The sequence below is a fragment of the Bifidobacterium jacchi genome (assembly GCF_009078285.1).
Lineage (GTDB): Bacteria > Actinomycetota > Actinomycetes > Actinomycetales > Bifidobacteriaceae > Bifidobacterium > Bifidobacterium jacchi.
The window spans coordinates 1-10,998 of sequence record NZ_RQSP01000062.1; the positions used below are offsets into that span (position 1 = coordinate 1).

Consider the following 10,998-nt stretch of genomic DNA (forward strand, 5'->3'; position numbering starts at 1 on the left):
GTGCATGGCACGTACATATCGGGGTATGATGGGGCCCTCCCGGACGTGCCGGGCCGTCGATCGTGTGCATGGCACGTACATAAGGCGCTGCTGATCGTGTGCATGGGATGTACATCTACGTGATTGTGTGCATGGGACGTTCATGAAGCGCGCGTTTTGCGGTTCTATACATCCGTTGCATGCACACGATGCCTCCGACGGCATACGTCCTGTGCACACGATGCCCACGGATAGTGCACGCGGCATCCGTTGCATGCACACGATGGGGAAAGGCACGGTGAAAGGCACGGTGAAAGGCACGGTGAAAGGCACGGCGAGGCGTTCTCCAGTGATCGAAATTCGGGAATCGAGGCCGCTTCTCCCGAATTTCGATCGCTGACAGCCGCTCAGTGAACAAAATTCGGGAGCAACGGGCCCGATTCCCGAATAATGGTCACTGACGCAGTCACTGACGCAATCTCAGTGAACATGATTCGGGAGATCGCCGTTCTTTTCCCGAATTTTGATCGCCGAGACGGTCTGCCGAGACGGTCACAATGGGCGTAATTCGCCGGCGTGTCGATATATATACGTGTGTATGTATACCTTTGAAAGCAAGAAATCAATCAGAAATTTCCTGGCTTGGTTGGAAAACAACAGTCGGAAAACAACATGAACAACGAAAAAACGGGTCCATGCCGCATGACGTCGGCATGAACCCGTTCCATTCCCCTTCTTCTTCGCCTGAAACGCCCCAACCCCTATCACGAAGCGTCCGGCAAATCCTTGTCGCGAGCCGCACGCCCATCCCCCAACGGGCGAGCGCCCCGATTGCCCACATCCACGCGGCCAATCGTATGATCGGCCAAATCAGTCAATCAACCAATCGGCAGATAAGCCAGTCGATCAGCCGCGCGAGCAGACTACTTGGCCAGGCCGGAGGCACGGACCGCCTCGAAGCCACCCTTGAGATCGTCGAGGATGTCCTCGATGTTCTCGGTGCCGATGGACAGGCGGATGGTGCCCTGGTGGATGCCCTGGTCCTCGAGCTCCTCCAGCGTCTCCTGGGAGTGCGTGGTGGAGGCCGGGTGGATGACGAGGGACTTCACATCGGCCACGTTGGCCAGCAGCGAGAACAGGTGCAGGTTGTCGATGAAGACGCGGGCCGCGTCCTTGCCACCCTTGATGTCGAAGGTGAAGATGGAGCCTGCGCCGTTCGGAAAGTACTTCTTGTACAGCTCGTGGTCGCGGCGTCCTTCGATGGACGGGTGGGAGACGGACTCGACTTCCGGCACGGTCTGCAGGTACTCAACGACCTTCAGCGCGTTCTGAACGTGGCGCTCGACGCGCAGCGACAGGGTCTCGGTGCCCTGCAGCAGCAGGAACGCGGCGAACGGGGACAGGGTGGCGCCGGTGTCGCGCAGCAGGATGGCGCGGATGCGGGTCACGAAGGCGGTGCCGCCCAGAGCCTCGTAGAAGTTGAGGCCGTGGTAGGACGGATCCGGCTCGGTGAGGGTCGGGAACTTGCCCGGCACCTCGGCCCAGTTGAAGTTGCCGCCTTCGACGACGACGCCGCCCAGCGTGGTGCCGTGGCCGCCGATGAACTTGGTGGCGGATTCGACCACCACGTCGGCGCCGTGCTCGAGCGGACGGAACAGGTACGGGGTGGCGAAGGTGTTGTCCACGATCACCGGCAGATGATGCTTGTGGGCGATTGCGGAGATGGCCTCGAAGTCCGGCAGGTCGGCGTTCGGGTTGCCGAAGGTCTCGAAGTAGACGAGCTTGGTATTCTCCTGGATGGCGTCCTCGAAGTTCTGCGGAACCTCCGGGTCGACGAAGGTGGTGGTGATGCCGTCGCGCGGCAGGGTGTGCTTGAGCAGGTTGAAGGTGCCGCCGTAGATGTTCTTGGAGGAGACGATGTGGTCGCCGGACTGGGTGATGTTGCGCACGGCGTACTCGACGGCGGCCGCACCGGAGGCGACGGCGATGCCGGCGGTGCCGCCTTCAAGCGCGGCGATGCGGTCCTCGAAGACGCCCTGGGTGGAGTTGGTCAGACGGCCGTAGATGTTGCCCGGGTCGGCCAGTCCGAAGCGGGCCTCGGCGTGGTCGAAGTTGTGGAAGACGTAGCTGGTGGTCGCGTAGATCGGCACCGCGCGGGAGTCGGTCGCCGGATCGGCCTGCTCCTGACCCACGTGCAGCTGAAGGGTTTCAAAACGGTACTTCTTGTTGTTCTCGGCCATGGTGTGCTCCTTGGTTGGTCGCTCGTGTACGGTCTTTTCCTTGCCACCCGCCTGCCGTGTTCGGCGGTTGGCGAGGTGTTGACTATGACCTTACGGACGGGTTGCATGCGGCGCAAGCCGAACGTTATCGAGGTTGCCTATAGACCCTTATAATCCGTTGGAATCATTGGGATCGCCCGCTCTCGAAAGCAAGCGTTGCGACCCGAAACGCGCCGCGACACGCCGAAGCGGCGCGGCGCGTTCAGGACTCGTCGGCATCGCGCCGGGTGCATTTCGCGGACAATTCGGATGCGCGCATGGCGCAGTGTGGAACGCCATGCCGCCACGTTCGCCTGATGGACTACGCTCAGCACTGTTGCCTGCATGGCGAGGTCGTCCGCCTTGCCGCATGGCTTCGGTTTGATTGTCGATTGATCGTCGATTGGAGTAATCATGACTGACGTCACTCTGTACGAGCGCGATCCGCACTACATTCCGCGCGTCGCCGCCGTCCACGACATGTGCGGCTACGGCAAGTGCTCACTGACCGCCGCGATCCCGATTCTGTCGGCCGCCGGCTGCGACGTGTGCCCGGTGCCCACCGCGCTGTTCTCCGCGCATACCCGCTACAAGGTGTTCACGTTCCATGACACCACCGACATTCTCTCCGGCTATCTTGACGCGTGGCGTCAGGAGAACGTCGATCTGGACGGCGTGTATTCCGGGTTCCTTGGTTCGGCCGATCAGGTGGCGATCATCCAGCGGCTGTACCGCGAGTATCCGAAGGCGCTGCGTCTGGTGGACCCGGTGATGGGCGACGCCGGCGCGATGTATCCGACGTACACGCCCGAGCTGTGCGAGGCGATGGGCGCGCTGGCCGACGGCGCGGACGTGCTCATGCCGAATCTGACGGAGGCGTCGATCCTCACCAAGCGCGACTATCCGGGTCAGGACATCGACGAGAACACGGTCGACGAGCTGCTTGGCGCGCTGCTTGATCAGGGTGCCAGGAACGTGGTGCTCAAGGGCATCGATCATGGCGACGGCCGCATCATCAACTATGTGGCGAGCGCGACCAGCGGAGTCGCCGGCAAGGTCGAGCTGGCGCACGACAAGCTGCCGTACATGATCCACGGCACCGGCGACGCGTTCGCCTCCGCGCTGTGCGGCGCGGTGCTGGCCGGGCGCGGCCTTGCCGAATCGGCGCGCATCGCCGGCGAATTCGTCCGTCATGCGATGGAGAGCACGCGCCATCAGCCGAACTTCGAGGAGCGCGGCGTGAGCTTCGAACTCAATCTCGGCGAGCTGACGACGCTCGTGTCCAAGGCGTGAGATTCGCACCGTGAGATTCGCATCAGTGGCCCGGTTGAGCGGAGCAACTCAGCGGAACGTGGCGGTGATCTCGTTGCCCGTCGCGTCACCCTTGCCGGTCCATGTGCCGGATTCGCGATCCCAGTGGAGCTGCCCGACGGCGATGCGGGTCATCCCGTACTGGCGCGCGTGAACGACCGCCCAGGAGGCGATGCGCCAGCGTAGGCGGGCATCGTCTCCCTGCGCCGGCGGCATGAGTCGCAGTGTCGTCGTGCCGCCGGCGTGCGATGCGCCGTCGTTGTCGCCATCATTCGTACCGCCGTCGCTCTCGGAGCCGTTTGTGGAGCCGTTCGCAACGGTTGCGTCGGGCTGCTCCCCCGTCGCGATGACATCCGTCGAAACGCCGTGGAATGCATTCGCGACCGCCGTGGCGAAGCCGTCCGGATCTGAGGCGGTGGCCGGTTCAAACGCACAGGAGATCGATGCCGGCCGCTGGCCTGTCAGCCCGGCCATCCATGCGTTCGCCATGCCATCCCACTGCGCGTACAGATCCGGGTATCCGGAGCGCTGCACCGCCTGCGCGGCATCCTCGACCGGCATCGACTGCCAGCCTTGCACGGTGACGAGCACGTTGAAGAAGGCGTTGGCCGCATAGGTCACATCCATCACCTGATCGGCGCTTCCCCAGCCCTGACTCGGCCGCTGCTGAAAGACGCCCAGCGAATCGCGGTCGCCGTAGTCGAGGTTCATCAGCCGCGACTCCTGCATGGCGGTGGCGAGCGCCACGGTGACGGCCCGGTCGGGCAATCCACGGCCGGTCGCAATCTGGGTGATCTGCGATGCGATCCTCGCCTGATCGGGCGACAGCGTGTAGCTTTTCCCATCGGCCCCTTGGGCGCGGCAGATCGCATCATAGGACTGCCGCTGCGGCTTGTCGGCATGGAATACGAGCGGAGGCAGATAGACCAGTGCGGCGCATACGGCAGCGATCACGCACACGGCCGCCACCAGATGAACAAGCGTGCGCCGCAGCGAACGGGTGCGTGCGCGCATGCCGATGCCGCGGTGCGACCTGCTGCTACGCGTCGCGCCCGCGCGTGACCGCCGCCGTCGCGAGCGCGACGAGCCTCGCGCCCCGCCCCCACGCGGGTCTCGCCTCGTAGTCGTCCGCTTCGATCGGTTCGGCCGCTGTCCGGTGCCGTCCCCGCCGCCGGCGCTACGGGAGCCGGTGTTACGGGAGCCGGTCACTGGGCGGGATAGTCGGCGTATCCGTCGCCGTCGAGATCCTGCCCGGCGTAGCCCGCGAATTCAGACCCCGCGCCGGCAACGCCGTCGCCCATGAACTCGCGGGTGCTGACCCGGTTCACATTGCGGGCCACGTCCACCGCATGCTGGATGGTCTTGCGCACGGCGAACCCGTCGATCACGTTCTTCAATATGATCCTGCCGCCGGAGGACTGGTCCATCGCGTCGATGACGATCGTGCTCAGACCGAACATGCGCTGCAGGAGCGAACGCTGAATGGTGATGTCGACGATGCGGAACAGCTTCGTCGTGTCGAACCGCTGACTGAGCACGCCGGTCTTGACCGCCAGTTCGTCGGCGGTCAGCGTATACACGGTGAACGTGAACGGCGTACGGCACCAGTTGCGTTTGCGCTGTGTCCAGATCACGTCGCCATCCGCTGCATTCGAAGCCATGTTGCGCTCCCCTCGCCTTCGGCGGACCCCATGCCCGCGCATTGAGCCCATTGTACCGCCGATCTGGGCCGACCAGTCATCTCGACCAGTCATCTCGATCAGAATCGACCCAACGATCAGCCGAGCAGATGCTCCTCGAGCCACCGCGCCACGCCGTCGTCGTCGTTGGCGGGGCAGATCTCGCCGGCGATGGCGAGCACCTTGGGATTCGCGTTCGCCACGGCCACCGAATGCCCCGCATACCCCATCATGCCGATGTCGACCAGATCATCGCCGAAGCATACGACCGTCTCCGGCCCCACGTGCAGCCGTTCGCACAGCGTGGCAAGCGAGTCGCGCTTGTTGGCCTTCGGATTCATCAGCATCCACAGCGTGCCTTCGGAGATCGACAGGTCGAAGTCGTCCGGGATCAGCGCCCGCGCGCGCTCCCGCTGCGCTGCGGTCGGGAACATGATGATTTTGTCGGCGACGCCCTGAGGCACGTCGGCATCCGAGAAGTCGGTCAGCCGCCACGTCTGGGTACGCCAGTATTTGCGCACGTCGAAGTTGGTGTATCGAACGTCGTCCATGACGATGCCGATTTCCAGATCGGGGATTGCGGCGAGCATCATGCGGCATACCTCGCATGCGCGATGCGAGTCGAATCCGACTTTGACAAGCTGGCCGGGCGCTGCCGTGCGTGCTCCGGTGAGCAGTCGCATGTCGGAATGCGCGGGATCGAAGTCGATGAGCGCGCCGTTGAGATAGACGACCGCATCGGCCGGGAGACGTTCGGCGAACGCCAGGCCGGTGCTGACCGGGCGCGCGGTGGAGATCGCGAACCGGACGCCGGTCTCGTCGTGCATGCGTCGGATCGTTTCGGCCGAGCGTTCGGTCAGATAGCGTTCCTCGAACGTGGGCGCGCCGTGCAGCAGCGTGCCGTCGAGGTCGGCGACGACAAGGCGGATGTCGTCGAGCCGAGCCGAGATAGGGTTGCCTGCGCCGCCAGTCCCCCTGCTCGCCGCGCCCGTCACAGCAGTCCCTCGCAATGCTCGCGCACGATCCGGGCGGAGGCGTGCAGCTTCGCCAGCTCCTCGTCGGTCAGATCCAGTTCGACGATCTCGTTCGCACCGTTCGCACGCAGCTCGGTGGGCACGCCGAGAAACACGTCGTGCTCGCCGTATTCGCCGTCAAGCAGCGTGGATACGGGCACGATGCGCCGCTCGTCCCACAGAATCGTCTGTACGATGCCGCAGATCGTCGACGCGATGCCGAAGTTCGTGCCGCCCTTGGCCGCGACGACCTCGTTGCCGCGTTGCCGGGTCATCATCGCCAGCTCGTCGGTGGACACCGAGGAGAAGCGGTCGCGGTTGTCCGCAAGGAACCGGTCGAACGGCTTGCCGCCAAGCGAGACGGTCGACCATGCGGCGAACTGCGAATCGCCGTGCTCGCCCATCACATAGCCGCCGACGTTGCGCGGATCGAGTCCGGTCTGCTCGCCGATGATCGTCTTGAGACGGGACGTGTCGAGCGCGGTGCCGGTGCCGAGCACCTGCGTGCGCGGCAGACCGGAGCGCTTCCACGCGTACCATGCGAGCACGTCCACCGGGTTGGAGACCATGACGATCACCCCGTCGAAACCGGATGCCATGACCTGATCGACGATGTCGCGCACCACGCCGACCGTGAAGCCGAGTTCGGCGAGGCGCCCGCCCTTGCCGGTGGGGCGTCGACCGGCGGTGATGACGACGATGTCGGCGTCGGCGCAGTCGCCGTAGTCGCCGGCACGCACCTTGACGTGACGATCCTGGAACTCGCTGCCGTCGTCGAGGTCACGCGCCTCGCCGAGCGCCTTCGCCGGATTGTGGTCGATGAGCACGAGCTCGTTGCACAGTCCGTGCGTGACGATCCCGTAGGCGGCGGTCGCGCCCACCTGCCCGGTTCCGACGATGACTACCTTGTTGCGGTTGGCGGTTACCACGATCGCTCCCCTCTGCCTGCTGCCGGCCATACGCTCGACCGGTCCTGAACGAACATGATTGTATCGTGGCCCGTACCGCGACCGTACCGCAACCTAGCGGCGATCTGCCGGTGCTCAGATGCCCAGACCGGTCACGTTGTCATGCCGTCGGTTGATCGTCATGGCAAGCCGCCTGCCGATCACGGCCAGCAGCCCCCAAGCCGCGCCAATCGCAACGGCCACACCCATGCCGATGCCGGCGCGGACCTCGTCCCCGGCCGCAAGATCGCGCGCCGCGTCGGTCAGCCACGGCAGCGGCAGCACGTACAGCACGGCGGCGAACGGCCGCGGGAACACGCTCACCGGCGCGACCACGCCACACACCAGCGGCAGCACATATCCCACCGTATTCGACAGGAACAGCTCGTCGCTCATGGCAAGCGAGGCCACGGCCACCAACAGGCCCACGCCGAGGCATGCCAGCGAGGAGACGAGAATGAGCGCGGCGACCAGCAACCAGTGCGCCCACGACAACGCGAATGGACCGACCGTCGCCATCACGGCGAGCAGCGATGCCAGATCGCTCAGCACACCCACGACGAGCATCGCGCCGATGCGTCCAGCCCACAGCACGAGCGCGGACGAACCGCCAAGCAGCATGTACGGCATGGTGCCCTCGAATCGGTCGTTGGCAAGCGTCTCGGCGACCAGGGTGCACACGCCCACGCAGCCGGAGCCGACCAGCGCGGCGATGGCCGGTCCGGCTCCATCCGAAGCCGACGGGTCGGCCAGCAGCGCGCCTGACCATGCAAGCATCATGTAGAACAGTGTGTTGAACACGGGAGCGGCGACGATCTGCACGATCGTGGTCGGCACCGAACCCATCGAGGGCATCGAGCGCAGCGTCATGCGGAACGCAACCGCGAACGACGACCCCAGCCGACGGCCGCCCGCCGCGGTTCCTGCGGCCAATGTGGTTCCGATATTCCCGACGTTTCCGGGATTCATGATTCTCTCGTCCTTCATGATAGATCCAGCGTCCCTTCCACGCAGGCGCGCCGCAGCGCGACGTGCAGGCCCTTGCCGGCAGCCGCAAGATACGCGCCGCACAGCGCCAGACAGCCGGCGACCGCCCATGCGCATAGCGGACCGAACGACCGTTGCTGGCCGATCCACACCGCCCAGGTCAGCGGATGCAGCAATGCGACCACGCGCAGGAACGGCGGAAACAGGCCGATAGGCATCACGATGCCGCACAGCATCCACACCGGGATGAGCACCAGCGGCTCAAACGCGATCGCGCTGCGCGAAAGCACGAAGATCGACGAAAGGAGCATGGCCGACGCGCAGCACGCGACCACGGCCAGCAGATAGCCGATCAGCTGCAGGCCGATCGACTGGCCGGCGAACGGCACCGGATCATGGCCGGAGAGCAGTCCGGCCACAACGATCACGGCGAACGAGATCGGCAGCCCGATAACGCCGATCAGCGTCGCCGCGGCCACCAACGGCGCGAACACGCGCCACAACGGCAGCGGACTGACCGTCAGATACTTCAACACGCCCTGATAACGCTGGAATCCGATCAGACCGACCGCAAGCGTGGTGGTGGACCACAGGCCGCACACAGCGGCATCCAGCCACAGGCTCGGTGCGGCGGCCCACCGCGCCGCGATCAGCCGCAGCAGTGCGAAGCTCAGCGGCGAGGCGATCGCGGTCTCCAGAAAGAACGACGTGGACCACAGATTGCGCATGTGGAACCATGCCATGCGGATCATGCCGTCCATCATGCGGCCTCCCCCTCGGCGGGTTCGTCCGCGTTTCCGCCGGTGAGCTCGCCGCCGTGCTTAACGTGGCCGACATGGTCGACGTGGCCGTTATCGTCGGTGCGAAGCAACGCCAGATACAGCTCCTCAAGTGTGGCCGGCCGCCATCCGAGCCGCCGCAGCGACGGGAGTCCGGCGGCCTCGCGCACCCGTTCAAGATCGGGTTCACCGCCCTGGCAGATCAGGTTGAACGACCATACGCCGCCGTGTGACGACGCGTCGACGCCGCGCACGCCCGGCAGCGCGGCCAGCCGCCGCATCCCTTCATCATGGTCGCCGTCACCGATGTCGAAGTCCATGTACATGCCCACGCCGTCGATGCGCAGTCGTTCGGACAGTTCGTGCACTGTGCCCACGGCAATGATCCGCCCCTCGCGGATCACGTTGACGCTATCGGCGAGCACTTCCGCCTCCGGCATGGAGTGCGTGGTCAGCAGGATGCCCGCCCCCTCGTCGCGAAGTCCTGCAATAAGATCACGCACCTCGAGCGCGCTCTGCGGGTCCAGTCCGGTGGTCGGCTCGTCGAGCAGCACCAGGCGCGACTTCGAGCACAGTGTGCGCGCAATGTGCAGGCGCTGGCACATGCCACGCGAGAAGGTCTCCACCCTCTCATTCGCCTTGTCGAGCAGGTTCACGCGCTCCAGCGCCTCATGCACGCGCGTTTCGATCAGGCGGCACGGCACGCCCGCCACCCGCGCGAAGAAGCGAAGATTGTCGATCGCGGTGGCCCTCGCGTAGAAGCCGCGTTCGCCGCCGAACAGCAGCGACAGGTAACGCCTGGCCCTGAACGGGTCGCGGATCGCGTCGACGCCGCACACGCTGATCTCGCCGCTGTCGGGCAACAGCAGCGTAGAGGCCATTTTCACCGTGGTCGTCTTGCCGGCGCCGTTCGGCCCGAGCAGGCAGACGATACGCCCCCGCTCGACCGTGAGCGACAGTCCCCGCACGACCTGACGCCGATGATCCCGAGCACCGTACGATCTGGTGACGTCGGCCATCCGCAGCACGGTCATGCAATCCGGTTCAACTGCGTCATTACTCATAACTCTCACGACCTTAGACCTAAAGAAGAGATCGAATCGATACGGCAAGACGAAAGCATCCGGGCAGCAGCCTTACCATACGTACCCTCGCGCCAAATTGCAACTCAGTCAACCAGTGTCCTGCGTCAGAAGTTCGTTGATTCCAGCGTCGTTGGCTTCCCTTGTCGGACAGCACCGTGAAGCAAACAGCGGAGCTGTTTGCAAGTGCTGTGCGAGCCGACCGGCGAGCCGACAGGCTGCGCGCGCAGGCGCGTCCATCTTGTCACGCGACGACATTTTGCCCGGTTTTCACGTCTCGTGACACGCGTATCAGCTGCGAACCGGCTTCAGCCTGGTTCGAACCATTGGAATTCCGCCATTGTGTGATTATGGCCCATGACGACGGAATGCCACGGTCTGTCACGCAGCGCGATTTTCGGCGTTATTGGCGTCGCGTGACAAGCGGGAGTCATGCGGGCGATATGGCTCGGCATGGCATGGCTTGGCGTGAACTCGCGCTGAACGCCCAGCTGGCTGGGTCTCGCGTCCGACCGCCCTGTGAGCGCAAGATGATCCCGCAACGAGGCAACCATGCTATGGCAACGCACATTCCGCATCCCGTACCACTGGCGTGGCATGGTGCAGGTTTGGTCACAGGGCGCGGGTCGCTCCCCGTGACCGCTCAATGAAAACCTTGGTACTGCAGCGTTTCTGGCACCTTGGTCACGGGGCGCTGGCGTTCCCTGTGACCGACCCCCGCTCCCTGTGACCGTGACGAGGATCCCCCAGCCCATCGTGTCCGTCTGGCCAATCGAGTCTCCACAGCCCGTCGTGTGCATGGGACGTATACCGTGTTGGCATCGTGTGCATGGGACGTATACGAGCAGGCTCGAAACAGACGTTTCACGCACATTCCATGCACACGATCACGCAGACATACGTCCCACACACACGATCAGCAACCTCTCTTATACGTGGTATGCACACGATTGCGGCTTCACC

The 10,998-nt window shown here is 64.6% G+C and carries 9 protein-coding genes; 1 reads left to right on the plus strand and 8 read right to left on the minus strand.

Features of this window, described 5'->3' with window-relative positions; translation table 11 throughout:
• Window positions 1–902 precede the first annotated feature (902 nt).
• Complete coding sequence (locus EHS19_RS09935; RefSeq protein WP_151917607.1) at window positions 903–2,219, minus strand: O-acetylhomoserine aminocarboxypropyltransferase/cysteine synthase family protein; 1,317 nt, start codon at window positions 2,217–2,219, stop codon at window positions 903–905.
• Window positions 2,220–2,651: 432 nt separating this feature from the next.
• On the opposite strand from EHS19_RS09935, the gene EHS19_RS09940 reads away from it, so the two are divergent.
• The gene (locus tag EHS19_RS09940; protein WP_151917608.1) at window positions 2,652–3,530 is read left to right on the plus strand and encodes a pyridoxamine kinase; all 879 of its coding nucleotides are present in this window, start codon (window positions 2,652–2,654) and stop codon (window positions 3,528–3,530) included.
• A gap of 48 nt (window positions 3,531–3,578) precedes the next feature.
• Here the strand turns inward: EHS19_RS09940 and EHS19_RS09945 are convergent, their stop codons facing one another.
• The 7 genes from EHS19_RS09945 to EHS19_RS09975 all read right to left on the minus strand — a co-directional run bounded on the left by EHS19_RS09945 (window position 3,579) and on the right by EHS19_RS09975 (window position 10,017).
• Window positions 3,579–4,562, minus strand: coding sequence for a cobalt transporter (locus EHS19_RS09945; RefSeq protein WP_151917609.1), 984 nt, complete (start codon window positions 4,560–4,562; stop codon window positions 3,579–3,581).
• Window positions 4,563–4,753: 191 nt separating this feature from the next.
• Window positions 4,754–5,209, minus strand: coding sequence for a PH domain-containing protein (locus tag EHS19_RS09950; RefSeq protein WP_151917610.1), 456 nt, complete (start codon window positions 5,207–5,209; stop codon window positions 4,754–4,756).
• A gap of 116 nt (window positions 5,210–5,325) precedes the next feature.
• Window positions 5,326–6,177, minus strand: coding sequence for an HAD hydrolase family protein (locus EHS19_RS09955; RefSeq protein ID WP_151917615.1), 852 nt, complete (start codon window positions 6,175–6,177; stop codon window positions 5,326–5,328).
• Window positions 6,178–6,218: 41 nt separating this feature from the next.
• Window positions 6,219–7,169: an L-lactate dehydrogenase gene (locus EHS19_RS09960; protein ID WP_151917611.1), complete on the minus strand. Its 951-nt coding sequence runs from the start codon at window positions 7,167–7,169 to the stop codon at window positions 6,219–6,221.
• A gap of 114 nt (window positions 7,170–7,283) precedes the next feature.
• Complete coding sequence (locus tag EHS19_RS09965; protein ID WP_175578418.1) at window positions 7,284–8,174, minus strand: ABC transporter permease; 891 nt, start codon at window positions 8,172–8,174, stop codon at window positions 7,284–7,286.
• Window positions 8,171–8,938, minus strand: coding sequence for an ABC transporter permease (locus EHS19_RS09970; protein ID WP_151917613.1), 768 nt, complete (start codon window positions 8,936–8,938; stop codon window positions 8,171–8,173). The genes EHS19_RS09965 and EHS19_RS09970 overlap by 4 nt, the downstream gene beginning before the upstream one ends.
• Complete coding sequence (locus EHS19_RS09975) at window positions 8,935–10,017, minus strand: ABC transporter ATP-binding protein (RefSeq protein ID WP_151917614.1); 1,083 nt, start codon at window positions 10,015–10,017, stop codon at window positions 8,935–8,937. The genes EHS19_RS09970 and EHS19_RS09975 overlap by 4 nt, the downstream gene beginning before the upstream one ends.
• Window positions 10,018–10,998: the final 981 nt, after the last annotated feature.

Bases quoted from the DNA above. Each gene is read 5' to 3' on its own strand.
- EHS19_RS09935 (WP_151917607.1), bottom strand. From the start codon at position 2,219: ATGGCCGAGAACAACAAGAAGTACCGTTTTGAAACCCTTCAGCTGCAC.
- EHS19_RS09940 (WP_151917608.1), top strand. From the start codon at position 2,652: ATGACTGACGTCACTCTGTACGAGCGCGATCCGCACTACATTCCGCGC.
- EHS19_RS09945 (WP_151917609.1), bottom strand. From the start codon at position 4,562: ATGCGCGCACGCACCCGTTCGCTGCGGCGCACGCTTGTTCATCTGGTG.
- EHS19_RS09950 (WP_151917610.1), bottom strand. From the start codon at position 5,209: ATGGCTTCGAATGCAGCGGATGGCGACGTGATCTGGACACAGCGCAAA.
- EHS19_RS09965 (WP_175578418.1), bottom strand. From the start codon at position 8,174: ATGAAGGACGAGAGAATCATGAATCCCGGAAACGTCGGGAATATCGGA.
- EHS19_RS09970 (WP_151917613.1), bottom strand. From the start codon at position 8,938: ATGATGGACGGCATGATCCGCATGGCATGGTTCCACATGCGCAATCTG.
- EHS19_RS09975 (WP_151917614.1), bottom strand. From the start codon at position 10,017: ATGAGTAATGACGCAGTTGAACCGGATTGCATGACCGTGCTGCGGATG.